The organism is Salmonella sp. 2020_1395 (assembly GCF_043848115.1).
GTDB lineage: Bacteria > Pseudomonadota > Gammaproteobacteria > Enterobacterales > Enterobacteriaceae > Salmonella > Salmonella enterica.
In genome coordinates this window covers 75,287-101,076 of record NZ_JBCMFH010000014.1, presented here as the reverse complement: position 1 = coordinate 101,076, position 25,790 = coordinate 75,287, and the positions used below count along the sequence as shown (strand labels likewise).

The window sequence follows — 25,790 nt, the reverse complement described above, 5'->3', positions numbered from 1 at the left end:
CTGAGGCAGCACCTGGCACGGCTGGGACGGAAGTCGCTGTCGTTCTCAAAATCGGTGGAGCTGCATGACAAAGTCATCGGGCATTATCTGAACATAAAACACTATCAGTAAGTTGGAGTCATTACCGATATAAGTCTCGATAACTATTTGTTGCGAGGTAAATAAAACCGCCAGTGGTAAATCGCCATAATCATTCATTTTTATTATTAATGAAGATTCATTATTTTCTATATCAATATCTAATTCGGCGATGTTGTTTAATGCATCCGCCAGCGTCCGTGGAGTCCATGCCATATTTTTATCTCTATCTCATTTTTATAAATAAAAGAAATTACAGGGTAGGTTTTTCTTTTTATATTACCAGCCAGAGATAAAAAAAAACCATCCGATTATGGATGGTTTTTTCTTAAAAAATACTATTAGCGTCAGGTTCGCTGGCGAACGGCTTCAAACAGACAAATCCCGGTCGCCACAGAGACATTCAGCGACGACACGCTACCGGCCATAGGAATGCTGATCAGCTCATCGCAGTGCTCACGGGTCAAACGACGCATACCTTCACCTTCTGCGCCCATGACCAGCGCCATGCGGCCAGGCATTTTGCTCTGATACAGCGTATGGTCAGCCTCGCCCGCCGTTCCGACAATCCAGATATTCTCTTCCCGCAACATGCGCATCGTGCGCGCCAGGTTGGTGACGCGGATCAACGGCACGCTTTCCGCTGCGCCGCAGGCGACTTTCTTCGCCGTCGCGTTAAGTTGCGCGGAGCGGTCTTTCGGCACGATTACCGCATGTACGCCTGCGGCATCGGCGCTGCGCAGACAGGCGCCAAGATTATGCGGATCGGTGACGCCATCGAGGATCAACAAAAAAGGGCGATCGTGTAATGCGATCAGATCCGGCAGATCGTTTTCCTGATACTGCCGGCCTGGTTTCACGCGAGCGATAATACCCTGATGCACGGCACCGTCGCTTTTCTCGTCGAGATATTGGCGGTTTGCCAGCTGGATAACCACGCCCTGGGACTCAAGGGCGTGAATCAGCGGCAACAGACGTTTATCTTCACGGCCTTTTAAAATAAAGACTTCCTGAAAACGTTCAGGGGCGCGCTCCAGCAGGGCCTGCACTGCGTGGATGCCGTAAATCATTTCGCTCATTAATGTACTCATTGTTTACGTTTTGCCGGGGGCGCTACGCTTGCCCGGCCTACAGATAATTCACGCTCTTCTGTTTGAAGAGGGTATTGCTCACTCTGCCGCTTTTTTCTTCGCCGCACGCTTCGCTTTGGTCGCTGCGGCTATTTTCTGCGTTTTAGCCGATGGCTTTTTTGCTTTTCTCGCGTCTTTTTTCGCTGCTTTCGGCTTCGCTTTTTTCTCGCCGCGGAAGGCGCTATCAGGCTCGAAGTTAACTTTTTTACCTACCTGACGACGTTTACCGGCGTTTTTACTTTCACCTTTTTTCGCTTTTTCACGCGCCGTTTTGCCGACGTTACGCGGTGCGCGCTCGCTGGAGATCAGGCTAAAGTCAATTTTCCGTTCGTCCATATTCACCGCTTCGACGCGTACCTCGACCCGGTCGCCCAGGCGATATGTCTGCCCGCCGGACTCGCCAATCAGACGTTGCCCTACCTGATCGAAGCGATAGTAATCGTTATCCAGTGAGGAAACGTGTACCAGCCCATCGATAAACAGTTCATCAAGACGGACAAAGAAGCCGAAACCGGTGACGCTGGCAATCACGCCCTTAAAGACGTTGCCTACCTGATCCAGCATAAAGTCACATTTCAGCCAGTCGGAGACATCACGCGTCGCTTCATCAGCGCGGCGTTCCGCCATCGAACAGTGCTGGCCGAGCTGCAACATCTCTTCCATCGAGTAGTGATAACCGCCCGTTTCTGTGGTGTTGCCCTTGTTCCCTTGCTCTTTCGCCAGCAGGTACTTAATGGCGCGGTGCAAAGAAAGATCCGGATAGCGGCGAATCGGCGAGGTAAAGTGCGCATAAGACTGCAACGCCAGGCCAAAGTGCCCGCGGTTTTCCGGATCGTAAATCGCCTGCTTCATTGAACGCAGCAGCATAGTTTGCAGCATTTCGGCGTCCGGCCGGTCGGCAATCGATTCAAGCAGTTCGGCATAATCGCGCGGTTCCGGTTTGTTTCCGCCCGGCAGCTCCAACCCCAGCTCCGCCAGTACGGAGCGGAATGAGGTGATCGCTTCGGTGGTGGGCTTATCATGAATACGGAATAACGCCGGCTCTTTAGCTTTTTCGACAAAGCGCGCCGCCGAGATATTCGCCATGATCATGCACTCTTCGATAAGCTTATGCGCGTCATTACGCTGGGTCTGTTCGATACGCTCAATGCGACGCTCGGCGTTAAAGATAAACTTCGCCTCTTCGCTCTCAAACGAGATCCCCCCGCGTTCTTCACGCGCTTTATCCAGCACTTTGTAGAGGTTGTGCAGCTCTTCAATATGCTTCACCAGCGGCGCATATTGTTCACGCAGATCCTGATCGCCCTGCAGCATATGCCAGACTTTGGTATAGGTCAGACGCGCATGGGAGCTCATCACCGCTTCATAGAATTTGTAGCCGGTCAGCCGACCTTTCGCTGAGATGGTCATTTCACAGACCATACACAGCCTGTCAACCTGCGGGTTTAGCGAACACAGACCGTTGGAGAGCACCTCCGGCAACATTGGGACAACCTGTGACGGGAAGTAAACCGACGTGCCGCGATTGCGCGCCTCGCGATCCAACGGCGTTGGCGGCCGTACATAATAGCTCACGTCAGCAATAGCGACCCACAAACGCCAGCCGCCGCCGCGTTTTTTCTCACAGTAAACCGCGTCGTCAAAGTCACGGGCATCTTCGCCATCAATCGTGACCAGCGGCAAATCGCGCAGATCGACACGACCTACTTTCGCCTCTTCCGGCACCTCTTCTTTCAGCCCGGCGACCTGCTGCTCTACCGCCTGCGGCCAGATGTAAGGTATTTCATGGGTACGCAGCGCCATATCAACTGCCATACCGGTGCCCATATTGTCGCCCAGCACTTCGACGATTTTCCCTACCGCTTTAGTACGGCGAGTTGGACGTTGGGTCAGTTCAACCACGACCACGAACCCCATCCGCGCGCCCATGACGTCTTCTGGCGGGATAAGAATGTCGAAGCTGAGACGGCTGTCGTCCGGCACCACAAAGCCGACGCCCGCATCGGTGAAATAACGCCCGACTATCTGACTGGTTTTCGGTACCAGTACACGGACGATACGCGCTTCGCGGCGACCTTTACGATCGGCGCCCAGCGGCTGCGCCAGCACCTGATCGCCATGAATACAGGTTTTCATCTGCTCGCTGGAAAGATACAGATCGTCTTTGCGGCCTTCGACACGTAAGAAACCGTAACCATCACGATGACCGATCACGGTGCCTTTCAGCAGGTCGAGGCGTTCCGGCAGCGCATAGCACTGGCGGCGGGTAAAGACCAGTTGTCCATCGCGCTCCATCGCGCGCAGGCGGCGACGCAAGGCTTCAAGCTGCTCTTCGCCTTCAATATTCAGTTCTACGGCCAGTTCTTCGCGACTGGCCGGTTTTTCACGTTTCGTTAAATGTTCGAGGATAAATTCCCGGCTCGGGATAGGATTCGCGTATTTTTCTGCTTCGCGTTCCTGGAAAGGATCTTGTGACATTGAGGTTCCTCCATTGTCATCTCTAATGAAGTTTACTTCACTCCACCAGTAATAATTTATAAAGCGGTTGATTCTCTTCAACCAAATCGGCAAGCGTGTAGTTATCCAGCTCCTTGAGAAAACTCTGCACGGCCTTAGAAAGCGCCTGTTTCAGACGACAGGCAGGGGTGATGTGGCAAAATTCGCTGCTACAGTTGACCAGTGATAAGGGTTCCAGCTCACGCACCACATCGCCAATACAAATAGTATTAGCCGGTTTACCCAGGCGGATACCGCCATTTTTTCCCCGAACGGCGGTGACAAAGCCCGCCCGGCTAAGCTGATTGATAATTTTGACCATATGATTACGGGACACGCCGTAGACTTCTGTCACCTCAGAAATGCTGGTCATTCGTCCATCTGGTAACGACGCCATATAGATTAGCGCACGTAAGCCGTAATCGGTGAAACTCGTTAACTGCACATCAACCTCAGGAAAAGGGAAAACGGGATATAACTTATCTGTATTGATGATAAACCAGCCACAAGCTGTGTCGCTAATTTATTTCAGTTCGGGGAAGGAAAAAAGCGAGGATTTAGCACTGTGTCGGATAGCGTAATGGCTTACCCGACACAGCAATGTATCACACTGTTAGCCCGGCAAGCAAAATATCTGCCAGGCGTACCAGATTTACGCGTCGAACGGGTCGCGCAGAATCATCGTCTCAGTACGATCGGGGCCGGTAGAAATAATATCAATCGGCACGCCGGTCAGTTCTTCGATACGTTTGATGTAGTTCAGCGCCGCCTGCGGCAGGCCGCTACGATCTTTCACGCCGAAGGTGGATTCAGACCAGCCCGGCATGGTTTCGTAAATCGGCTCTACACCTTTCCAGTCGTCAGCTGCCAGCGGAGTGGTAGTCACTTCGCGGCCATCCGGCATACGGTAAGCCACGCAGAGTTTCACCTCTTTCAGGCCATCCAGCACGTCCAGTTTGGTCAGGCAGAAGCCAGACAGGGAGTTCAGCTGTACCGCACGACGAACGGCAACGGTGTCCAGCCAGCCGGTACGACGACGACGGCCAGTAGTGGCGCCGTATTCGTTACCCTGCTTGCAGAGGAACTCGCCGGTTTCATCAAACAGTTCGGTCGGGAACGGACCTGCACCTACACGAGTGGAGTAAGCTTTGAGGATACCCAGAACGTAATCAACATAACGCGGGCCCAGGCCGGAACCGGTCGCCACGCCACCTGCTGTGGTGTTAGAAGAAGTTACGTACGGATAAGTACCGTGGTCGATATCCAGCAGGGTACCCTGCGCACCTTCAAACATGACGAAATCGCCACGCTGACGCGCCTGGTCGAGCAGGTCCGAAACGTCAACAACCATAGAAGTCAGGATGTCGGCAACAGCCATCGTATCATCCAGAACTTTCTGGTAATCAACCGCTTCAACTTTGTAGTAGTTAACCAACTGGAAGTTGTGATATTCCATCACTTCTTTCAGTTTTTCAGCGAAGGTTTCTTTGTCGAAAAGGTCACCAACACGCAGACCGCGACGTGCCACTTTATCTTCATAAGCAGGCCCGATTCCACGACCGGTGGTGCCGATCGCTTTCGCGCCACGCGCTTTCTCACGCGCGTTATCCAGCGCAACGTGATAATCAAGGATCAGCGGACAGGCTTCAGACAGCAGCAGACGCTCACGAACGGGGATGCCACGGTCTTCCAGTTCTTTCATCTCTTTCATCAGCGCGGCCGGAGACAGCACAACACCGTTACCGATGATGCTGGTTACATTCTCGCGAAGAATACCTGATGGAATAAGATGGAGAACGGTTTTTTCACCGTTGATTACGAGAGTATGGCCTGCGTTGTGACCGCCCTGGTAGCGTACAACATATTTAGCCCGTTCAGTCAGAAGATCGACGATCTTTCCTTTACCTTCGTCACCCCATTGGGTGCCCAGTACGACGACGTTGTTACCCATTTTTCAAAATCACCGTTTGCTTAAAAATGGATTCTACCATCGCTTTTTCAGATATACAGCACTTTTTGCACTCAATCTGCGGCAAATCCGACCACTTTTTGTTCAGCCAATCGTTTTCCTCAACATGTAGTAGACCACAACTCCCGCAACCACAAGTCCGCCGCCAAAACGGCGTAAAACATTTTCCGGCAGTTGCGCCAGTGCCGAAACCATTTTTTTCCATGCGCCGGGATACAGCATCGGTCCCAGCCCTTCGAGGACTAATACCAGAGCAAGCGCCAACCAGATTGTTGAATTCATTTATCGCCCTTATAAAAGAAAACCACCGGCATCCTTTGGATGCGGTGGTTTTGCTGGTCTAAAACCGCTGACGCTATTTTAGCGTGTCGTCGAACTCGGTGTCTTCATGTAGCGGAAGAAATCGCTGTCCGGGCTCAATACCATCACGTCCTGATTACCTTCGAAGCTCTTCTCGTAAGCGCGCAGACTACGAATGAACGCGTAGAAATCAGGGTCCTGACTGAACGCGTCGGCAAACAGCTTCGCGGCTTCAGCATCACCTTCACCACGCATGATACGCCCCTGACGCTCGGCTTCCGCCAGAGTTTTCGTCACCTCATAGTCAGCAGCCGCACGCAGTTTTTCCGCTTCTTCCTGGCCTTGTGAGCGATGACGACGCGCGACCGCTTCACGCTCGGCGCGCATACGGTTGTAAATCGCCTCAGAAACCTCGGTCGGCAGGTTGATCTGCTTAATACGCACATCGACCACTTCGATACCCAACGCCGCCATACTGTTCGGGTTGATGACCGGTACTTTACCTTTGGTTTCCGCCGTGACGCGTTCCGCCGCTTCGGCAATCGCGTCATCCGCCGCCGGGGTCGCCACTTCATCATCGGTACCGGCTGAACCGGAGTTCAGCGCGTCGCGCACTTCCAGAGTCAGACGACCACGAGAATCGGTCACGATGTCTTTTACGTCCAGGCGACCAATCTCAGAACGCAAACGGTCCGAGAATTTACGTTTTAACAGCACTTCGGCTTGCGAAATATCGCCGCCGCCGGTCGCCAGATAGTAACGGCTAAAGTCGCTGATACGCCATTTGATGTAGGAGTCGACAATCAGGTCTTTCTTCTCTTTAGTCACAAAGCGATCGGCCTGGTTATCCATCGTCTGGATACGCGCATCAAGCATTTTCACTGATTCAATAAACGGGATCTTAAAGTGCAGACCCGGCGCGTAAACCAGCGGTTTGTTCTCATCGTCACGCAGAACTTTACCAAAACGCAGCGTAATGCCGCGCTCGCCCTCTTTGACCACAAAGACGGACATGTAGAGCACTACCAGCACGATGATGATAATCGCAATAACTGACTTACGCATCGTTATTCCCCCTGACGCTGGTAGTCGTTACGCTGCGCATTCGCGCGGCGTTGGTCCATAATATCGCCCTGATTTGAGGACGACGTGTTGCTTGCTCCGCTGGCGTTAGACTTTGTGGACGGCGGCAGGCGCAGCAGGTTGGTGGCGCTATTGTCGCTCTTTGCCGCCGGCGCATTCCCGCCTTTCAGCATCTGATCTAACGGCAGCACCATTAAATTACCGCTCTTGTCGTTAACCAGTACTTTACGGGTATGGCTCAACACTTTTTCCATCGTTTCAATATACAGACGCTCGCGTGTAATCTGCGGCGCGGCTTTATATTCCGGCAAAATCTTCGCAAACCGGGCGACTTCACCCTGCGCTTCCAGGATAGTCTGGGTTTTATAGGCGCGTGCCTCTTCCAGAATACGCTGCGCCTGACCGTTGGCGCGCGGCTGAACTTCGTTGGTATACGCTTCCGCTTCACGAATGTACTGCTGCTCGTTTTCACGTGCGGCAATCGCGTCGTCAAAGGCGGCTTTCACCTCTTCCGGCGGACGCGCAGCCTGGAAGTTCACGTCCAGCAGGGTAATCCCCATGTTGTACGGTTTAATAGTCTCTTCCAGCTCGCGTTGGGTATCGCTACGAATAACGGTACGACCTTCGGTCAGGATGCGATCCATCGTGTATTTACCAATGACGCCACGCAGCGCGCTGTCGGTGGCCTGACGCAGGCTATCGTCCGGGCTGGTCACGCTAAACAGATATTTCTGTGGATCGGTGACGCGGTATTGCACGTTCATTTCAACGCGCACGACGTTTTCATCAGACGTCAGCATCACGCCTGACGCCGCCAGTTCGCGCACCGCTTCGACGTTCACCGGCGTGACGTCGTCAATAAATGTCGGCTTCCAGTTCAGACCTGGCTCTACCAGATGGCTGAATTTACCAAAACGCGTCACAACGCCACGCTCGGCTTCTTTAATGGTATAAAAACCGCTGGCCGCCCAGATAATGACTACTGCCGCCGCGGCGATGGCGACAATACGGCCTCCCAGTTGCGGACGCGGGCCTTGCGATGAGCTACCGCCGCCGGAACCGGTGCCTTTACCGCCCCCAAAACCACCGAGTTTTTTACTCAGCTTACGGAAGATATCATCCAGATCGGGAGGTCCCTGATCGCGGCCACCTTTGTTTCCATTTCCCCCAGAGTTGCTGCCAGGTTTGCTGCTTCCCCACGGGTCGCGGTCCTGTCCGTTATTACCGGGCTGATTCCACGCCATGTTTGTGCTCCATATTTGTTATGCGGTGATCCCCGTTGTCTTTCGACCTCAGAGGATAAGGCGAAATTACTCCATGCTTCAGACGAACCGCCGTTACAGACATCATCTTTCAGGCTGCGTCTTGAGTGGCGGCTTTTTTACCCCAGGTCACTTAGTTGTGAGCTCCTGAGATTCTCTCAGCTACCGCCTCAATACGACCTGAATGACTTCGCGTCTAGATCACGTATTCGATCAACGCCGGTTCTTGTTTACAGAGGCGACGCCAGTCGACAATCGGCATTCGTACCTGCAGACTGACGCTACCGTCTTCCTCCATCCACTCTTTTTCTATTGCCTGAAGCTGATAAAACCGGCTTCTCAGACGCCCTTCCTGCGGCGGCAAACGCAGCGTATGCTGCGCCACCTCGCCGGAAAGACGCTCCGTCAAAGCCTGAAAAAGCTGTGGTATCCCCACGCCGCTTTGCGCTGAAAGCCAAACGCGGATGGGTTTATTCTCTTCATCTCTGTCAATACGCGGTTCAAAGTCGTCCAGCATATCGATTTTGTTCATCACCATTAAGGTGGGGATTTCGTGAGCGTCAATCTCTTCGAGAACGGTGTTTACCGCCTCGATGTTTTCCTGCACGCGAACATCCGCCGCATCGACCACATGCAGCAGCAGCGTCGCCTGACGCGTCTCCTGCAGGGTAGCTTTAAAGGCAGCCACCAGATCGTGCGGTAAATGGCGGATAAAGCCTACCGTATCCGCCAGAACGGTTTCACCGACATCCGCTACATCAATACGACGTAACGTCGGGTCCAGCGTCGCAAATAGCTGATCTGCCGCATAGACCCGCGCTTCAGTGATCTGATTAAAAAGGGTGGATTTTCCGGCGTTGGTATAGCCCACCAGCGATACCGTCGGAACATCGGCCTTGATGCGCGACTGCCGCCCCTGCTCACGTTGCTTCTCAACTTTCTCCAGGCGCGACTGAATCTGCACAATGCGATTACGCAGTAAACGACGGTCGGTTTCGAGCTGGGTTTCACCCGGACCGCGCAAACCAATCCCGCCTTTCTGACGTTCAAGGTGGGTCCAGCCACGCACCAGACGCGTAGCCAGATGGCGTAGCTGCGCCAGCTCAACCTGCAACTTACCTTCGTGGGTTCGCGCACGTTGGGCAAAAATATCTAAGATAAGACCGGTGCGATCGATAACCCGGCACTCGCACAAACGCTCCAGGTTTCGCTCCTGGGCTGGACTCAATGCATGATCAAACAATACGACCGCTGCGCCAGTCGCTTTCACGGCTTCCGCAATTTCAACTGCCTTACCTTCACCTACAAAGTACTTCGGGTGCGGTGCTTTACGGCTACCGGTAATCACCTGCATTGCTTCGACACCGGCGGAAGAGACCAGAGATTCAAACTCCTGGAGGTCTTCCATATCTTTGTCTTGCGAAAAATAGATGTGTACCAGTACCGCCTGCTCACCGGCATCATAACGGTCAAACAAGCGTAAACCCTCTTAATAACCAGCGGGGGCGATTATCCGACGCCCCCGACATGGATAAACAGCGCGTGAACTTATTCAGTCTCTTCGCTGTCCTGTTGCGCAGTAGAACCCTGCGCGTTGCTACCGTGATGGTAGTTATTGCTGGCGCCGCCACCGGCATTGTTGCTGTGATGGGAAACCGGGCGAGACGGGACAACAGTAGAAATCGCGTGCTTATAAACCATCTGGCTGACCGTGTTCTTCAACAGGATCACGAACTGATCAAAGGACTCGATTTGACCTTGCAGCTTAATACCATTCACCAAATAAATAGAAACTGGAACACGTTCCCGACGCAATGCGTTCAGGAACGGATCTTGTAAAGATTGCCCCTTAGCCATTCTCTTTTCCTTATATGCTTATTTGTACTTTGAACCTTTCGATTCTGAAAAATTGCGCACGATACGTCTCAATTGTACACATTCAGTCTGCGATAGCACCAACAACCTGTAATACTTCTTTTCGCGCCCGATCGGGATTCTCACTGTCAAGCCAGCGCACCCCTTCCCAACCGCGCAACCAGGTCATCTGGCGCTTCGCCAACTGTCTCGTGGCGCAAACACCTCTATAAACCATTTCATCATATGAGATTTCGCCCTCAATGTATGACCACATCTGGCGGTATCCCACACAACGGATGGAAGGCAAGTCCGTATGCAAATCTCCTCGGGCAAAAAGCGCCCGGACTTCTGCTTCAAAACCTGAAGCCAACATCTGATGAAAACGCAGTTCAATGCGCTGATGGAGCAGTTCACGGCTCGCCGGGGCGATAGCGAACTGATGCACCTGGTACGGTAGCGCGTCTCCTGACGTTTGCGTTAGCTCCGTTAAAGTTTTACCCGAAATGAAAAAAACTTCCAGTGCCCGGGAAAGTCTTTGCGGATCATTTGGATGAATTCGCGCGGCGGCAACTGGATCTATCTTCTGAAGTTGCTGATGCAACGCCTCCCATCCAAGCTCCGCTGCTTGCTGCTCTATCCGGGATCTGACTTCCGGATCTGCTGAAGGCAGCGGCGATAACCCTTCCAGCAATGCCTTAAAATACAGCATGGTACCGCCCACTAACAGCGGGATACGCCCCGCAGCGGTGATCTCCGCCATTTGCGCTAACGCGTCGCGGCGAAAATCCGCCGCCGAATACGCCTGCGACGGGTCGCGTATATCCAGCAGTCGATGCGGCGCCGCTTTCAGCTCATCGGCATTCGGCTTAGCCGTGCCAATATCCATTCCCCGATAAATGAGGGCGGAATCAACGCTTATCAACTCTACTGGCAAAACTTTACGCAGTGCTATCGCCAGCGCCGTTTTGCCGGAGGCCGTCGGCCCCATCAAAAATATCGCCTTAGGCAGGCTCGCCTTGCTTACATCATTCATGCTTCAGGGCGTTCATCGCCGAATGTAAATCAACAGGTTGTAACAGGCCACCCGGCGGCGCTTTTACCAGCTGCGGACATAGCCGCTCAACATCCGCCAGCAGCGATATGGCCTGCGCCATCGACCACTGCGGATGTTCGCTCTGCACATTACGCGCTATCCATTGTGCAATATTGACCGTTGCAAATGTGGTCTGCTGCGCCAGGTAGCCTATCAGTTCAGGAATCAAGATTTGTAAATTTTGTTGTCGTAAGGGTAAAGGCACCGCCCGAATGGTCACATGCTGCGCATCTGACTGAAATTCAATACCCAATTCTCCCAACAAAGATTGGGCTTGTTGCAGCGCGGCTTTTTCATCGGCGCTCACTTTTAAACGCAGCGGAATCAGCAACGGCTGCGCGCAAACCGGGCTTTGACCCGGTGTAAGCTGCGCCTGACGCAGCCAACGCTCCGCAACCGGCAGCGACAAGAGCTGGATAGTCCCCGCGTGTTCCAGCAACGCGCAGTCACCGCCGACTATCGTCAGTACGCGACCAAAACTCTGGCTATGTCCGTCAAGCGCAGGCGCAACCGGCTCCGGCGCGGGGCTCGTCGCCGGCGTCTGTAAAAGCGTGCGATAAACCTCGCCCTGCGGCTTCTGATAACCTGGCTGCGCGTGCGGCCAACCACCTGCGGACTGACGCCCGCCGTTACCGCCCGATGTGCCGCCGGAATAACGCGGTGTCGCGGGCTCGCGCGCCGCAGTTGGCTCGGCGGGTACAGCAAAATGGTTGCGCCCGGCGGCGATACGGTTTTCCGGGACATGCCGCGGCGCTGGCGCAATGTCCTCAAGCGGCAGCGTCGTTTCCGTCTGCTGTTGCAGAACGCTCAGCACCCCTTGATAGATGAAGTCGTGCACCAGCCGGGATTGATGAAAACGCACTTCGTGCTTGGCGGGATGAACATTGACATCCACCTGATGCGGGTCAATCTCCAGATACAACACAAACGCAGGCTGTTGGTCCGCGCCCAGTTTATCTTCACAGGCCTGGCGAATGGCATGATTGATCAAGCGGTCGCGCATCATGCGGCCATTCACATAGCAGTACTGGATCTCCGTTAACGCCGTGGTGGTGTGATTCGGATCGGCGACCCAGCCGCGCAGGGTCAGATCGCCATGCTGCCACTCGATCGCCAGTGCCTGTTCGAGAAACGGCGTGCCGCAGATGGCGCCTAACCGGCGCTCTTTTTGCCCGTCCTTTGCGACAGCGCGATACTGCCGTACCAATTTGCCGTTGTGCGACAGGTTAAGCGTGACGTCAAAACGGGCCAATGCAATACGACGGATGATCTCATCGATGTGATTAAATTCCGTTTTTTCGGTACGCATGAATTTACGCCGGGCGGGCGTATTATAAAAGAGATCCAGAACTTCCAGGGTGGTGCCGACCGGGTGCGCGGCGGGTTTTACCGTCACGTCCATGTCGCGCCCTTCCGCATACGCCTGCCAGGCTTCCGCCTGCTCCGCCGTGCGCGACGTTAGCGTCAAACGCGAGACCGAACTGATACTGGCCAGCGCTTCGCCGCGAAATCCCAGACTGATAATCGCTTCCAGATCGTCAAGCGAGGCGATTTTACTGGTGGCATGACGGGCCAGCGCCAGCGCCAGCTCCTCTTTTTTAATGCCGCAGCCATTGTCGCGAATACGAATAAGCTTCGCGCCGCCACGCTCGATGTCGATATCAACGCGGGTGGCGCCTGCATCCAGACTATTCTCTACCAGCTCTTTAACAACCGACGCAGGGCGTTCCACCACTTCGCCAGCGGCGATTTGGTTCGCAAGCTGCGGCGGCAGAACCTGAATCGGCATGAAATCTCCTTAATTCGCGGCAGTTATGGCGCCAGGCTGGTTGGTACTGGCCGTCTGGCCTGGGCCGCCCTGCGGCGCAGACTGGATCGGATGCGCTGCAAAGTACTTACGCAACCCCCGGTATATAGCGTCAGCAATCTGCTGCTGATAGCGGTCGCTCGCCAGCAATCGCTCTTCGCCGTGATTACTGATAAAGCCCGTCTCCACCAAAATGGACGGGATATCCGGCGAACGCAACACGCCCAGGCTAGCGTGTTCCGGGCGGCGTTTATGCAGCGACCCCACGCCGTCGAGTTGGCTTAGTACGTTCGTCGCCACATCATACCCTACCCGCTGCGAATGACCGAATTGCAAATCCAGTACCGCCTGGCTCAGGTAAGGGTCTGACTGACTGTTCGCCAGCACATCGCCAGCGCCGCCTAACAGTTCGGATTGCTTTTCATGCTGCTCAAGCCAGTTTGCCATTTCGCTGTTCGCGCGACGATTGGACAATACCCAGACGGAGGCGCCGGTGGCGTCGCGATTTGGCGCGGCATCCGCATGAATAGAGACAAGGAAGTTGGCGTTTTGCTTACGCGCCACATCAGACCGCCCCATCACCGAAATAAAATAGTCGCCGTCACGCGTCAGCACGCCTTTAAACATCGGATCGTTATTCAGCAATGTGCGTAACTTACGCGCGATGGCGATGGTGACATTTTTCTCGCGCGTACCGCCCGGGCCTATCGCACCGGGGTCCTGGCCTCCATGTCCGGCATCAATAGCAATCACCACTTTATCGCCAGCGCCTGCCGACGCGCGCGCCGCAGGCCGCGTAACGGTATTGCTGCTGGTTACGCCGGTCAGGCGATCATCAGAAGATTTAAACGGATTACGGGCAGGCTCCGTCGGACGGGGCGCGCTTTCAACCCGTTTCGCGACGACAGGCGGTGGTGGTGGCGGCGGAACATCGGCATTAATGGTGAAAATGACCGTATAGTTGCCGCCGTTTTGCCGCTTCACCGCCTCGGTTTTACCATTTTCCGTCAGATCGACAAGCAACCGTAAAGATTGCGCATCTTTCGGCGTTCCGGCACGGATCGTTTTTACCAGATTGTTACCGCTAAACTGAAGCGGCAGCCCCTGAATCACGCCGGTCTGCCTGATATCCAGCGCCACGGTCCGTTTACCGTCCTGTGAGTAAGCATATTCCGGCTCGCCGATAAAACTCAGCGTAATGCGCGCCTGCTGCTCGCCGTTGGAAACCTGAATATCAGAGAGACTGGCGGCGCCCGCCTGCGCGCACAGCAGGATTAAGGCTGCTATTACGGCATTTTTGATGCGATAAATCATCCCGCCACCTTTATAGCTAATCGGCTAAACGCGCCAGTAACGAATGACCCGATGAGGATACCGCGCTTACGCGAGCCTCACGCCCCTGCGCCTGGTAATCAATATGGATTTCGACGTCCGGGTCGGGGAGAACGCCTTTACCTTGTTGCGGCCACTCCACCAGACAAATGGCGTCGTTGGCGAAATAATCGCGAATGCCCATAAACTCCAGCTCCTCCGGATCCGCAAGACGGTATAAGTCGAAGTGATATACCATCATGTTATCAAGCGTATAAGGCTCTACCAGCGTATAGGTGGGGCTTTTTACATTACCGTTATGGCCTAACGCCTGTAAAAATCCCCGGCTAAACGTCGTTTTACCGGCACCTAAATCGCCATACAGATAAATAACGGTCGCGCCATCGCAGGCGTTGGCTACCCGTTGCCCCAGGTCTAGCGTCGCCTGTTCGTCAGGTAGCGGAATTACTCGATTCATCATGGTTTACGTCAATCACATCAGGGTTAACAATACGCCGCAGCGTAGTAAAAAGATCGGTCGCCAACATGCCGCGAGCGCCATAACGCGCTGCCAGTAAGTCCGCCGCCGCGCCGTGAGCCACACATCCCACACATGCCGCATCATACGGGGTAAACTTCTGTCCGAGCAATGCGCCGATGATGCCGGACAGGACATCGCCCATCCCGCCGCTCGCCATCCCTGCATTACCAGCGTCAATGATAGCCAGAGGGTGGTGTTCAGCGGCGATAATCGTTCCTGCGCCTTTTAACACGACCACGCCTCCGTACCGTTTTACCAGACGCTGTGCTGAAAGTAAGCGATCACTTTCAATTTCTGCCACAGAACATCCTAACAGGCGGGCAGCTTCTCCCGGATGCGGCGTAATCACGCGATTGTGACGTTTATCAGGATTGATTGCCAGTAGGTTCAACGCATCCGCATCCCACAGCATAGGTTTACGGACGTTTTCTACTTTCTGTAAGGCTTTTTTGCCCCATTCCTGCTGCCCAAGCCCCGGGCCGATCACCACAACGTCAGCCCAGGTCAGGCTCTCTTCCAGCGACTGAGGCGTGAGTTCATGTACCATCAGTTCCGGGCGGGCCGTCAGCAACGGCGCGATGTTTTCACCGCGAGTCAGTACTCTGACCAACCCAGCCCCCGTACGCAGCGCCGCCTCGCCAGCCATCCGAATTGCGCCCGCTGTTCCCTGGTCGCCGCCGATAATCGCCAGACGACCATGATCGCCCTTATGCGAGGTCGGTCGACGCGGCGTTAGCCATTGCCCCAACTGCGTCGCGTCAAAACGCCGGAGCGGCGGCGTCTGGCTTGCCAGCCAGCCTTCCAGTCCCAACGCGTCATAATGCAGTATGCCGGTAACGTCACGCGCTTTGCCGGTCAGCAGGCCTGGTTTCAGGGCGATAAACGTGACCGTATGCGCGGCGCTTATCACCGCGCCAGGCGTGGCGCCCGTTTGCGCCAGCAGGCCTGACGGGATATCGACGGCGACAACCGGCGCAGGATGGGCGTTCGCCTGTTCAATCAGACCGGCTACCGGGTCGCGCGGCGCCTGGGCTATGCCGGTGCCAAGCAGCGCGTCGATAATTAGATCCGTCGCTTCCGGCCAGATAATATCGGCAGCATGGATAATGCCGCCGGCATTCAGCCAGGCATCGCGCGCCTGCGCCGCTTCTTCAGGTAACGGTTTGTCGCTCTCCTGCGCCAGCAACGTTACGCTAATGCCCGCCGCTTGCGCTAGTCGCGCCACGACGTAACCATCGCCGCCGTTGTTGCCATGACCACACAACACCAGCCAGTGTCGGGTGTCAGGATAACTGTCACGGGCTACCCGAAATGCCGCGTCGCCAGCGCGCAGCATCAATTCATAGAGTGTGAGTCCGAAGGCATCCGCCGCATCGCGTTCCAGCCGTTTGATGTCATCGGCGGGCCAAATGGAGTGTGGTATACTTACAGGGTTTTTCTTCATGTTATGGTCCATCATGTCAAAGCCCCTCGATCTCAATCAGTTAGCGCAAAATATTAAGCAGTGGGGGCTGGAGCTGGGCTTTCAGCAGGTCGGTATTACTGATACCGATCTGCGCGCATCCGAACCTGCGCTGCAGGCGTGGCTGGACAAACAATACCACGGCGAGATGGCATGGATGGCGCGCCACGGTATGATGCGCGCCCGGCCTCATGAACTCTTACCCGGTACGCTACGTGTCATCAGCGTGCGCATGAACTATCTGCCCGCCAACGCCGCGTTTGCCAGTACGTTGAAGGATCCCACGCTGGGCTACGTTAGCCGATATGCGCTGGGGCGTGATTATCACAAGCTGTTACGCAGCCGCCTTAAAAAACTGGGCGAGCAGATCCAGCAGTACTGCGGTTCGCTGAATTTTAGACCGTTTGTCGACTCTGCGCCTATTCTTGAACGCCCATTAGCGGAAAAAGCCGGACTTGGCTGGACGGGTAAGCACTCACTTATCCTTAATCGGGAGGCCGGCTCATTCTTTTTCCTGGGGGAATTGTTGATTGATTTACCGCTGCCGGTCGACCAGCCGGTCGAGGAAGGTTGCGGCAAATGCGTCGCCTGTATGACCATTTGCCCGACCGGGGCGATTGTCGAACCGTATACGGTGGACGCGCGGCGCTGTATTTCTTATCTCACCATTGAGCTGGAAGGCGCTATTCCTGAAGCATTTCGCCCACTGATAGGCAACCGTATTTACGGCTGCGATGACTGCCAGCTTATCTGTCCGTGGAATCGTTACTCTCAGTTGACCGACGAAGCAGATTTTAGCCCACGCAAGGCGCTGCATAACCCAGATTTGGTTGAGTTGTTTAGCTGGAGCGAAGCGCAGTTTCTGAAAGTCACTGAAGGTTCTGCGATTCGGCGCATTGGTCATTTACGCTGGCTGCGCAATGTTGCCGTCGCGCTGGGGAATGCGCCGTGGAGTAATGCCGTCATTACGGCGCTGGAAAGCCGCAAGGGTGAGCATCCACTTCTCGATGAGCATATCGAATGGGCGATTGCGCAACAAATTGAAAAGCGCAACGCCTGCATCATTGAAGTGCAGCTACCGAAAAAACAGCGTCTGGTCAGGGTGATTGAAAAAGGGCTGGTGCGCGATGCCTGAATTATTCACAGGCTGTGTATAAAAATAAAAACACATTGCGATTCAAGAGGGAAAAAAGGAACAGACAATAACGCTAACGTTTTGAAATCTTATTTTTTCTATACTTTTCAGTAAATTATAGAAATTCTACGCGTCAGGTATGATTTTTTGCATTCCAGGAGTAATGGGCCGTCCTGTGGATAAGTCTGTTTACAAGGATCTGACGAAAGCGGAACAAAACGTGCCCCAACGCGATATTCGTTGTGGATAATTTCACTGTAGATAAGAATTGGAGCGGGAAACGAGACTCGAACTCGCGACCCCGACCTTGGCAAGGTCGTGCTCTACCAACTGAGCTATTCCCGCTTGGGTGCGTCTGTGCTTAACAAGCACTTTCAAATTTTGGAGCGGGAAACGAGACTCGAACTCGCGACCCCGACCTTGGCAAGGTCGTGCTCTACCAACTGAGCTATTCCCGCATAATCTTCGTCTTTCGAACCGCTACTGCGTTGGCTGCCTTCACTCGCCTGAGTCACTTACTTCAGTAAGCTCCTGAGGACTCGTTCAGTTGCCGCCTTGTCGCAATTCGAAATCCTGCGATTGGTGGTTTGTACTTAACAAGTACTTTCAAATTTTGGAGCGGGAAACGAGACTCGAACTCGCGACCCCGACCTTGGCAAGGTCGTGCTCTACCAACTGAGCTATTCCCGCAAATTTGTTGCTGTCGTAATTCGCATTTCTGCGTCGTTACGGGAGGCGCATTATACGAGAAATCCATTTAGCTGCAAGCCCCTGAACGCATTTTTTCGCGATTTTTGTTTGAATGCTGATTAAATCACCAAACAAGACAAAAAACGAGCAAAGCGTGCGCTATGCAACAAAAAACTTTTCACGCCACGCCTAAAGGCACAGAATCAGAATAGCACCCTGCGCCAAAAAAAGAATAGCACGGTGACCACAACATCCAATTGATATCAGGGATCAAGATGAAAAAAAAACTTATTGTCATGCTGTTAGCCAGCCTCTCCGTTCACGCCGCTTCCGTTTCCGCCAGAACATTACATTTTGGCACCTCCGCCACCTATGCGCCCTATGAGTTTGTCGATGCCGATAATAAAATTGTTGGTTTCGATATTGATGTCGCCAACGCGGTCTGCAAAGAGATGCAAGCGGAGTGCTCATTTACTAACCAGAGCTTTGATAGTCTGATCCCCAGCCTACGCTTCAAAAAGTTTGATGCGGTGATCGCCGGTATGGATATGACGCCCAAACGTGAGCAGCAGGTCTCCTTTAGCCAACCCTATTACGAAGGTCTATCGGCGGTAGTCGTCACGCGTAAAGGGGCTTATCACACTTTTGCCGATCTGAAAGGCAAAAAAGTCGGTCTGGAAAACGGTACAACGCATCAGCGCTATTTGCAGGATAAACAACAAGCTATCACGCCTGTCGCCTATGACAGCTATCTAAACGCCTTTACCGATCTGAAAAACAACCGTCTTGAGGGCGTGTTTGGCGATGTCGCCGCGATTGGTAAGTGGCTAAAAAACAATCCGGATTACGCCATCATGGATGAACGCGCCAGCGATCCTGACTACTACGGAAAAGGGTTAGGCATTGCGGTACGCAAAGGCAACGACGCGCTATTGCAAGAAATTAATGCCGCGCTCGACAAGGTGAAAGCGTCGCCGGAATATGCGCAGATGCAGGAGAAATGGTTTACGCAGTAATTCAGTGGCGGGAGAGCTGCCGGATGAGACGCTCTGGCGTTGCCATCCGGCATGTTACGCCTCACAGCTTAATGAAATGCTCGCGGTAGTAAGCCAGCTCCGCCACCGACTCGCGAATATCATCCATCGCCTGGTGCGTGCCCTGCTTGGTAAAGCCGGCCAGAATCTCCGGCTTCCAGCGGCGCGCCAGTTCCTTGAGCGTACTGACATCCAGATAGCGATAGTGGAAGTAGGCCTCCAGTTCCGGCATATATTTAAACAGAAAACGACGATCCTGACCGATGCTGTTACCGCAAATCGGCGACTTACCCGCAGGCACCCACGTTTTCAGAAATTCAATCGTCGCCAGTTCAGCGTCTCGTTCGCCCATCGTACTTGCCTTAACGCGATCTACCAGGCCGCTGCCGGTATGGGTGCGCACGTTCCAGTCATCCATTAACGCCAGTTGCGCATCGGATTGATGTACCGCAATCGTCGGCCCTTCCGCCAGAATATTCAGACTGGCATCCGTCACCAGCGTGGCTATCTCAATAATGCGATCGCGCTCGGGGTCCAGACCTGTCATCTCCAGATCGATCCAAATCAGGTTGTTTTCATCGGCACTCATGCTATTTTCCACCCTTCAGAGGTCACATTCACTGTGACTATATTCATCTACAATTGCGTGTATCATAGATGTTTTGCCCACTATGGGCGACCAGGAGCCAGTACGATTGAGCAAAAATAAACTCTCCAAAGGCCAGCAGCGCCGTGTGAACGCCAATCACCAGCGTCGTTTAAAAACGTCCGCGGAGAAAGCCGACTACGATGACAACCTGTTTGGCGAGCCTGCAGAAGGTATCGTCATTAGCCGTTTTGGTATGCATGCCGATGTGGAGTCTGCTGACGGCGAGGTTCACCGTTGCAATATCCGCCGCACTATCCGTTCGCTGGTGACGGGCGATCGCGTCGTCTGGCGTCCGGGCAAAGCCGCCGCAGAGGGCGTCAACGTAAAAGGCATCGTTGAAGCGGTGCATGAGCGCACCTCGGTATTGACGCGCCCGGACTTCTACGACGGCGTGAAGCCTATTGCCGCCAACATTGACCAAATCGTTATCGTCTCCGCGATTTTGCCGGAGCTGTCGCTGAATATCATCGATCGCTATCTGGTCGGCTGTGAAACCCTACAGGTTGAGCCGCTTATCGTACTCAATAAAATTGATCTGCTGGACGACGAAGGTATGGACTTCGTTAATGAGCAGATGGATATCTACCGCAATATCGGCTATCGCGTGCTGATGGTCTCCAGCCATACGCAGGATGGTCTGAAACCGCTGGAAGAAGCGTTAACCGGTCGCATCAGTATTTTTGCCGGGCAGTCCGGCGTCGGAAAATCCAGCCTGCTAAACGCTCTACTCGGCTTACAGAACGAGATTCTGACGAACGATGTGTCGAATGTCTCCGGTCTGGGTCAACATACCACTACCGCTGCTCGTCTGTATCATTTCCCGCATGGTGGCGATGTCATTGATTCCCCCGGCGTGCGCGAGTTCGGCTTATGGCATCTGGAGCCGGAACAAATCACCCAGGGCTTTGTCGAATTTCATGACTATTTGGGACATTGCAAATACCGGGACTGCAAGCATGACGCCGATCCAGGCTGCGCCATTCGCGAAGCGGTAGAGAACGGCGCTATTGCGGAAACCCGTTTCGAAAATTATCACCGAATTCTTGAAAGTATGGCGCAGGTAAAAACGCGTAAAAACTTTTCTGATACGGACGACTGACAGATACGCTAGGCGTCGTTAGAATCGTCCCCTTTTTTCAGGATACCGGTATAACTGCCGGTTCAGGAACAACAATGGCCTGGAGGCTACCTTGTTAAACTCATTTAAACTTTCGCTACAATACATTCTGCCGAAACTATGGCTCACTCGCCTGGCGGGCTGGGGCGCAAGCAAACGAGCAGGATGGCTGACAAAACTGGTTATAGATCTCTTCGTAAAGTATTACAAAGTCGATATGACCGAGGCGCAAAAACCCGATACCGCCAGCTATCGTACGTTCAATGATTTCTTTGTTCGTCCGCTGCGTGATGACGTGCGTCCGCTCAATACCGATCCTAACATCCTGGTGATGCCTGCTGACGGCGTGATAAGCCAGTTGGGTCGTATCGAAGAAGAGAAAATTTTGCAGGCCAAAGGCCATAATTACAGCCTTGAAGCGTTGCTGGCGGGTAACTACCTGATGGCGGATAAGTTCCGCAACGGCACGTTTGTGACCACTTACCTCTCCCCTCGCGACTACCATCGCGTGCACATGCCATGCAACGGCATCCTGCGTGAAATGATCTACGTACCGGGCGATCTGTTCTCCGTTAACCATCTGACCGCGCAAAACGTCCCCAACCTGTTTGCCCGCAACGAGCGCGTTATCTGTCTGTTTGATACCGAGTTCGGCCCTATGGCGCAGATTCTGGTCGGCGCAACTATTGTCGGCAGTATCGAAACCGTCTGGGCGGGGACCATTACCCCGCCGCGCGAAGGCATCATCAAGCGCTGGACCTGGCCAGAAGGCGAACATGAAGGGTCTGTCGCCTTGTTGAAAGGCCAGGAGATGGGGCGCTTTAAACTGGGTTCCACGGTCATCAACTTATTTGCACCGGGGAAAGTGAATCTGATCGCGTCGCTGGCAAGCCTGTCCGTTACCAAAATTGGCCAACCGCTGGCGACGTCGACCGAAACATTCGTCGCGCCGGAGGTAGAACCTGCTCCGCTGCCGACAGAAGAAATTAAAGCCGAACACGACGCCAGCCCGCTGGTTGACAATAAAAAAGACGACACCTAATCAAGAGAGAATGCTGACGTGCGCCTGATTATCGCTTTTCTGATGGCCTGGTGCCTCAGCACGGGGGCGTTCGCCGCAACGGCCCCCGACGCCAAACAAATCACGCAGGAACTGGAGCAGGCAAAAGCGGCGAAGCCCGCTCAGCCGGAAGCCGTTGAGGCGCTCCAGACTGCGTTAAACGCGCTTGAAGAGCGAAAAGGCTCGCTTGAGCGCGCGAAACAATATCAACACGTTATTGATAATTTCCCTAAGCTATCCGCCACCTTGCGCGCCCAGTTGAATAATCTGCGCGATGAACCTCGCAGCGTACCGCCAGAGATGTCCACCGAAGCGTTAAATCAGGAGATCTTGCAGGTTAGCAGCCAGCTACTGGATAAAACCCGCGAGGCGCAACAGGAGCAGGAGCGCGTCAGGGAGATCGCCGACTCGCTCAGCCAGCTTCCCCAACAGCAAAACGACGCCCGCCGCCAGCTTAATGAGATTGAGCGACGACTCGGCGCCGCAGGCGGAAGTGCCGCGCTTAGCCAGGCGCAAAGTCTCAGTATGCAGGCGGAGTCCGCCAAACTAAAAGCGTTAGTCGACGAACTGGAGTTGGCGCAACTGTCCGCCAACAACCGGCAGGAACTGGCTCGTCTGCGTTCCGAGCTGGCGGAAAAACAGAGTCAGCAATTGGATGCGTATCTTCAGGCGCTGCGCAATCAGCTCAACAGCCTGCGTCAACGTGAAGCGGAACGCGCGCTGGAAAGCACTGAGCTGCTGGCGGAAAACAGCGCCGGTTTGCCGGAAGGCATCGTCGAACAATTTAAAGTCAACCGCGAGCTGTCACAGGCGCTCAATCAACAAGCGCAGCGGATGGATCTGGTCGCCTCGCAGCAGCGACAGGCCACCAGCCAAACGTTACAGGTGCGCCAGGCGCTCAATACGCTGCGGGAGCAGTCGCAATGGCTTGGCGTGTCCAACATGCTTGGCGAAGCGCTGCGCGCGCAGGTCGCCCGTCTGCCAGAGATGCCTAAACCGCAGCAGCTTGATACGGAAATGGCGCAGCTACGCGTTCACCGTATGCGCTATGAAGAGTTACTCAATAAGCAGCCGCAGCTACGGCAAATACGTCAGGCCAATGGACAGCCGCTGACCGCCGAGCAAAACCAGATTCTTGACGCCCAGCTTCGCACTCAGCGCGAGCTGCTCAACTCGTTGTTACAGGGCGGCGATACGCTGATCCTGGAGCTGACCAAACTGAAAGTCTCCAACAGCCAACTGGAGGATGCGCTTAAAGAGGTTAATGAAGCGACCCACCGTTATCTGTTCTGGACCGCTGACGTTAGCCCGCTATCGCTCTCCTGGCCTGTTGATTTGGTTCAGGATTTACGTCGGCTTATCTCATTAGATACGTTTAATCAGTTAGGTAAAGCCAGCATCATGATGCTGACCAGCAAAGAGACGCTGCTGCCGTTATTCGGCGCGCTGGCGCTGGTCGGGTTTAGCCTCTATTCACGCCAACACTTCAACCGGTTCCTTGAGCGCTCGGCCTCGCGCGTCGGGAAAGTCACCCAGGATCACTTCTCGCTGACGCTGCGAACGGTGTTCTGGTCGATTCTGGTCGCCTCGCCGCTGCCCGTCTTGTGGGCGACGCTCGGCTATGGTCTGCAGGAAGCCTGGCCGTATCCGCTGGCCGTCGCCATCGGCGATGGCGTGACGGCGACAGTACCGCTGTTGTGGGTAGTCATGATTTGCGCCGCGTTTGCCCGCCCTAATGGCCTGTTTGTGGCGCATTTCGGCTGGCCGCGAAACCGGGTAGCGAAAGCGATGCGCTACTACCTGATGAGCATTGGGCTGATCGTGCCGCTCATCATGGCAGTGATCATGTTTGATAATCTTAACGATCGGGAGTTTTCCGGCTCGTTGGGCCGCCTTTGCTTCATCCTGATATGCGGCGCGCTGGCGCTGGTCACGCTGAGTCTGAAAAAAGCGGGCATCCCGCTCTATCTTGATAAAGAAGGCAACGGCGACAACATGGTCAACAGCCTGCTGTGGAATATGCTGATGGGCGCGCCGCTTATCGCGATTCTGGCGGCGGCGGTGGGTTATCTGGCCACGGCGCAGGCGCTACTGGCGAGACTGGAAACCTCGGTCGCCATCTGGTTCCTGTTGCTGGTCATCTATCACGTCATTCGCCGCTGGATGCTGATCCAACGACGCCGACTGGCTTTTGACCGCGCCAAACATCGTCGGGCGGAAATGCTGGCGCAGCGCGCGCGCGGCGAAGAAGAACCGGCGCACTCCTCCAGCCTGGAAGGCGCGGTCGACATCGATGAAAGTGAAATCGATCTTGACGCTATTAGCGCTCAGTCGCTGCGTCTGGTCCGCTCAATTCTGATGCTTATCGCCCTGCTATCGGTAATTGTACTGTGGTCGGAAATCCACTCGGCATTCGGCTTCCTGGAGAATATTTCGCTGTGGGATGTCACCTCTACGGTGCAAGGCGTGGAAAGCCTGGAGCCGATTACCCTCGGGGCGGTGCTCATTGCGATTCTGGTCTTTATCATCACCACGCAGTTGGTGCGTAATCTGCCTGCGCTGCTGGAACTGGCGTTATTACAGCATCTCGATTTAACGCCTGGTACCGGTTACGCCATCACGACCATCACCAAATATCTGTTAATGCTGATTGGCGGACTGGTCGGTTTCTCGATGATCGGCATTGAGTGGTCGAAGCTACAATGGCTGGTTGCCGCGCTCGGCGTTGGGCTTGGTTTTGGCCTGCAAGAAATTTTCGCTAACTTTATCTCCGGCCTGATTATTTTGTTTGAAAAGCCGATTCGTATCGGCGATACGGTGACCATTCGCGATCTCACCGGCAGCGTGACCAAAATCAATACCCGCGCCACCACCATCAGCGACTGGGATCGTAAAGAGATTATCGTGCCGAATAAAGCCTTTATCACCGAACAGTTTATCAACTGGTCGCTGTCTGACTCCGTTACGCGCGTGGTGTTAACCATCCCGGCGCCAGCGGATGCCAATAGCGAAGAGGTGACGCAAATTCTGCTGACGGCGGCGCAGCGCTGTTCTTTGGTGCTGGACAACCCGCCGCCTGAAATCTTTCTGGTGGATCTCCAGCAGGGTATTCAAATTTTCGAACTGCGTATCTATGCCGCGGAAATGGGACACCGTATGCCATTACGCCATGAGATCCACCAATTGATTCTGGCGGGCTTCCGCGAGCACGGTATTGATATGCCGTTTCCGCCGTTCCAGATGCGTCTGGAGAGCCTCGGCGGTAAACAAACGGGGAGAACGTTAACGTCAGCGGGTAAAACCAGCCGCCCGGCGGGCAGTTTGTAAACGCAATGGCGCCGGATGACGCTAAAAGACTCGATGACATAGGCTTATCAGGTCTTTTAGCATAGATCACACACAAAACTGATAGCGCAGGAAGAATTGCCAGGACCAGTAAGCAAATATCACCAACGCGACACAGTACAAAAACCAACTACGTATTTTCTTATACACAGTAACGTAAAAAAACGGGAAAAACAGGGGCAGCGTCATCATCGCGCCAAAACCTCTGGAATCATCATTTTCGACAGTTCTCATCACATCACAAATGTTGTTTATCCCACTCTCGCCAATCATCCACTCTTTATCCAGGACTGAAAATACAGCGATGAGTGGGATAGCCAGTAAAATCCAGATAGCGCACAATGCAAACATTTTCGGACTCATTATAAATA

Annotated in this window: 22 protein-coding genes, 3 tRNA genes and 1 pseudogene; 6 read left to right on the top strand and 20 right to left on the bottom strand. The window is 54.2% G+C overall.

All coding sequences use genetic code 11. The features are described from left to right. Positions 1–111: IS1 family transposase (locus tag ACH0WD_RS19490; RefSeq protein WP_001691633.1), on the top strand; the 111-nt coding region annotated here is incomplete at its 5' end. A gap of 15 nt (positions 112–126) precedes the next feature. Here the strand turns inward: ACH0WD_RS19490 and ACH0WD_RS19485 are convergent. The 15 genes and pseudogenes from ACH0WD_RS19485 to nnr all read right to left on the bottom strand — a co-directional run. Further along, positions 127–294: pseudogene (locus ACH0WD_RS19485) on the bottom strand (DUF2170 family protein); the annotation flags it as partial. Between the two features lie 131 nt (positions 295–425). Continuing rightward, complete coding sequence (gene rlmB, locus ACH0WD_RS19480; protein ID WP_001293275.1) at positions 426–1,157, bottom strand: 23S rRNA (guanosine(2251)-2'-O)-methyltransferase RlmB; 732 nt, start codon at positions 1,155–1,157, stop codon at positions 426–428. 90 nt (positions 1,158–1,247) lie between these two features. Then, on the bottom strand, positions 1,248–3,686 hold the full coding sequence (rnr, locus tag ACH0WD_RS19475) for a ribonuclease R (protein WP_000076357.1): 2,439 nt from the start codon (positions 3,684–3,686) through the stop codon (positions 1,248–1,250). Between the two features lie 37 nt (positions 3,687–3,723). Continuing rightward, entirely contained in the window at positions 3,724–4,149 is a 426-nt protein-coding gene (gene nsrR, locus ACH0WD_RS19470) for a nitric oxide-sensing transcriptional repressor NsrR (RefSeq protein ID WP_001177632.1), read from the bottom strand. Positions 4,150–4,356: 207 nt separating this feature from the next. Next, entirely contained in the window at positions 4,357–5,655 is a 1,299-nt protein-coding gene (purA, locus tag ACH0WD_RS19465; protein ID WP_000527965.1) for an adenylosuccinate synthase, read from the bottom strand. A gap of 102 nt (positions 5,656–5,757) precedes the next feature. After that, positions 5,758–5,955 carry a DUF2065 family protein gene (locus tag ACH0WD_RS19460; RefSeq protein WP_001089290.1) on the bottom strand — a complete coding sequence of 66 codons (198 nt, stop codon included), beginning with the start codon at positions 5,953–5,955 and terminating at the stop codon, positions 5,758–5,760. A gap of 78 nt (positions 5,956–6,033) precedes the next feature. Then, positions 6,034–7,038, bottom strand: coding sequence for a protease modulator HflC (gene hflC, locus ACH0WD_RS19455; protein ID WP_001232417.1), 1,005 nt, complete (start codon positions 7,036–7,038; stop codon positions 6,034–6,036). 2 nt (positions 7,039–7,040) lie between these two features. Continuing rightward, a complete protein-coding gene (gene hflK, locus ACH0WD_RS19450; RefSeq protein ID WP_000312507.1) occupies positions 7,041–8,300 on the bottom strand; it encodes an FtsH protease activity modulator HflK in 1,260 nt (419 codons plus the stop codon). A 214-nt stretch (positions 8,301–8,514) separates the two neighbouring features. Further along, positions 8,515–9,795, bottom strand: a complete 1,281-nt coding sequence (hflX, locus tag ACH0WD_RS19445) for a ribosome rescue GTPase HflX (protein ID WP_000460338.1) — start codon at positions 9,793–9,795, stop codon at positions 8,515–8,517. 71 nt (positions 9,796–9,866) lie between these two features. Then, a complete protein-coding gene (gene hfq / locus ACH0WD_RS19440) occupies positions 9,867–10,175 on the bottom strand; it encodes an RNA chaperone Hfq (protein WP_001051875.1) in 309 nt (102 codons plus the stop codon). An 82-nt stretch (positions 10,176–10,257) separates the two neighbouring features. Beyond that, complete coding sequence (gene miaA / locus ACH0WD_RS19435) at positions 10,258–11,208, bottom strand: tRNA (adenosine(37)-N6)-dimethylallyltransferase MiaA (protein WP_001000730.1); 951 nt, start codon at positions 11,206–11,208, stop codon at positions 10,258–10,260. Beyond that, entirely contained in the window at positions 11,201–13,057 is a 1,857-nt protein-coding gene (mutL, locus tag ACH0WD_RS19430) for a DNA mismatch repair endonuclease MutL (RefSeq protein ID WP_001122543.1), read from the bottom strand. The genes miaA and mutL overlap by 8 nt, the downstream gene beginning before the upstream one ends. Positions 13,058–13,066: 9 nt before the next feature. Next, on the bottom strand, positions 13,067–14,389 hold the full coding sequence (gene amiB / locus ACH0WD_RS19425; protein ID WP_000640354.1) for an N-acetylmuramoyl-L-alanine amidase AmiB: 1,323 nt from the start codon (positions 14,387–14,389) through the stop codon (positions 13,067–13,069). Positions 14,390–14,405: 16 nt separating this feature from the next. Beyond that, positions 14,406–14,867: a tRNA (adenosine(37)-N6)-threonylcarbamoyltransferase complex ATPase subunit type 1 TsaE gene (gene tsaE / locus ACH0WD_RS19420; protein WP_000981990.1), complete on the bottom strand. Its 462-nt coding sequence runs from the start codon at positions 14,865–14,867 to the stop codon at positions 14,406–14,408. Then, entirely contained in the window at positions 14,839–16,386 is a 1,548-nt protein-coding gene (nnr, locus tag ACH0WD_RS19415) for a bifunctional ADP-dependent NAD(P)H-hydrate dehydratase/NAD(P)H-hydrate epimerase (RefSeq protein WP_000968675.1), read from the bottom strand. Before nnr ends, tsaE begins: the two co-directional genes overlap by 29 nt. Between nnr and queG the strand changes: the two genes are divergently transcribed. Then, positions 16,385–17,524, top strand: a complete 1,140-nt coding sequence (gene queG, locus ACH0WD_RS19410; protein WP_001615111.1) for a tRNA epoxyqueuosine(34) reductase QueG — start codon at positions 16,385–16,387, stop codon at positions 17,522–17,524. The two genes, nnr and queG, sit on opposite strands and share 2 nt — an antisense overlap. A 269-nt stretch (positions 17,525–17,793) precedes the next feature. On the opposite strand, the gene ACH0WD_RS19405 is transcribed toward queG, so the two are convergent. From ACH0WD_RS19405 to ACH0WD_RS19395, 3 genes are all read right to left on the bottom strand, one after another. Next, positions 17,794–17,869: transfer RNA gene (locus ACH0WD_RS19405), tRNA-Gly, on the bottom strand. Positions 17,870–17,906: 37 nt separating this feature from the next. Then, positions 17,907–17,982, bottom strand: a tRNA-Gly gene (locus tag ACH0WD_RS19400). A 156-nt stretch (positions 17,983–18,138) separates the two neighbouring features. Continuing rightward, positions 18,139–18,214 (bottom strand) — tRNA-Gly (locus ACH0WD_RS19395). 275 nt (positions 18,215–18,489) lie between these two features. Here ACH0WD_RS19395 and ACH0WD_RS19390 point away from each other — a divergent pair. Then, positions 18,490–19,230, top strand: coding sequence for an arginine ABC transporter substrate-binding protein (locus tag ACH0WD_RS19390; RefSeq protein WP_000727897.1), 741 nt, complete (start codon positions 18,490–18,492; stop codon positions 19,228–19,230). A 61-nt stretch (positions 19,231–19,291) separates the two neighbouring features. Here the strand turns inward: ACH0WD_RS19390 and orn are convergent, their stop codons facing one another. Next, positions 19,292–19,837, bottom strand: coding sequence for an oligoribonuclease (orn, locus tag ACH0WD_RS19385; protein ID WP_001271546.1), 546 nt, complete (start codon positions 19,835–19,837; stop codon positions 19,292–19,294). A gap of 106 nt (positions 19,838–19,943) precedes the next feature. On the opposite strand from orn, the gene rsgA reads away from it, so the two are divergent. The 3 genes from rsgA to mscM all read left to right on the top strand — a co-directional run bounded on the left by rsgA (position 19,944) and on the right by mscM (position 25,401). Beyond that, positions 19,944–20,996 carry a small ribosomal subunit biogenesis GTPase RsgA gene (rsgA, locus tag ACH0WD_RS19380; RefSeq protein ID WP_000041945.1) on the top strand — a complete coding sequence of 351 codons (1,053 nt, stop codon included), beginning with the start codon at positions 19,944–19,946 and terminating at the stop codon, positions 20,994–20,996. Positions 20,997–21,087: 91 nt separating this feature from the next. After that, positions 21,088–22,056 (top strand): archaetidylserine decarboxylase, encoded by a 969-nt coding sequence (asd, locus tag ACH0WD_RS19375; protein ID WP_000934957.1) that lies wholly within the window; start codon positions 21,088–21,090, stop codon positions 22,054–22,056. A gap of 18 nt (positions 22,057–22,074) precedes the next feature. Then, positions 22,075–25,401 (top strand): miniconductance mechanosensitive channel MscM, encoded by a 3,327-nt coding sequence (gene mscM, locus ACH0WD_RS19370; RefSeq protein ID WP_001236755.1) that lies wholly within the window; start codon positions 22,075–22,077, stop codon positions 25,399–25,401. A 66-nt stretch (positions 25,402–25,467) separates the two neighbouring features. Here mscM and ACH0WD_RS19365 read toward each other — a convergent pair whose 3' ends face one another. Further along, on the bottom strand, positions 25,468–25,782 hold the full coding sequence (locus ACH0WD_RS19365) for a YjeO family protein (RefSeq protein WP_000074655.1): 315 nt from the start codon (positions 25,780–25,782) through the stop codon (positions 25,468–25,470). Positions 25,783–25,790: the final 8 nt, after the last annotated feature.

Excerpts from the sequence above, each read along its gene's own strand:
- rlmB (WP_001293275.1), bottom strand. The coding sequence starts at position 1,157 with ATGAGCGAAATGATTTACGGCATCCACGCAGTGCAGGCCCTGCTGGAG.
- rnr (WP_000076357.1), bottom strand. The coding sequence starts at position 3,686 with ATGTCACAAGATCCTTTCCAGGAACGCGAAGCAGAAAAATACGCGAAT.
- purA (WP_000527965.1), bottom strand. The coding sequence starts at position 5,655 with ATGGGTAACAACGTCGTCGTACTGGGCACCCAATGGGGTGACGAAGGT.
- ACH0WD_RS19460 (WP_001089290.1), bottom strand. The coding sequence starts at position 5,955 with ATGAATTCAACAATCTGGTTGGCGCTTGCTCTGGTATTAGTCCTCGAA.
- hflC (WP_001232417.1), bottom strand. The coding sequence starts at position 7,038 with ATGCGTAAGTCAGTTATTGCGATTATCATCATCGTGCTGGTAGTGCTC.
- hflK (WP_000312507.1), bottom strand. The coding sequence starts at position 8,300 with ATGGCGTGGAATCAGCCCGGTAATAACGGACAGGACCGCGACCCGTGG.
- hfq (WP_001051875.1), bottom strand. The coding sequence starts at position 10,175 with ATGGCTAAGGGGCAATCTTTACAAGATCCGTTCCTGAACGCATTGCGT.
- miaA (WP_001000730.1), bottom strand. The coding sequence starts at position 11,208 with ATGAATGATGTAAGCAAGGCGAGCCTGCCTAAGGCGATATTTTTGATG.
- mutL (WP_001122543.1), bottom strand. The coding sequence starts at position 13,057 with ATGCCGATTCAGGTTCTGCCGCCGCAGCTTGCGAACCAAATCGCCGCT.
- amiB (WP_000640354.1), bottom strand. The coding sequence starts at position 14,389 with ATGATTTATCGCATCAAAAATGCCGTAATAGCAGCCTTAATCCTGCTG.
- tsaE (WP_000981990.1), bottom strand. The coding sequence starts at position 14,867 with ATGATGAATCGAGTAATTCCGCTACCTGACGAACAGGCGACGCTAGAC.
- queG (WP_001615111.1), top strand. The coding sequence starts at position 16,385 with ATGTCAAAGCCCCTCGATCTCAATCAGTTAGCGCAAAATATTAAGCAG.
- nnr (WP_000968675.1), bottom strand. The coding sequence starts at position 16,386 with ATGATGGACCATAACATGAAGAAAAACCCTGTAAGTATACCACACTCC.
- ACH0WD_RS19390 (WP_000727897.1), top strand. The coding sequence starts at position 18,490 with ATGAAAAAAAAACTTATTGTCATGCTGTTAGCCAGCCTCTCCGTTCAC.
- orn (WP_001271546.1), bottom strand. The coding sequence starts at position 19,837 with ATGAGTGCCGATGAAAACAACCTGATTTGGATCGATCTGGAGATGACA.
- ACH0WD_RS19365 (WP_000074655.1), bottom strand. The coding sequence starts at position 25,782 with ATGAGTCCGAAAATGTTTGCATTGTGCGCTATCTGGATTTTACTGGCT.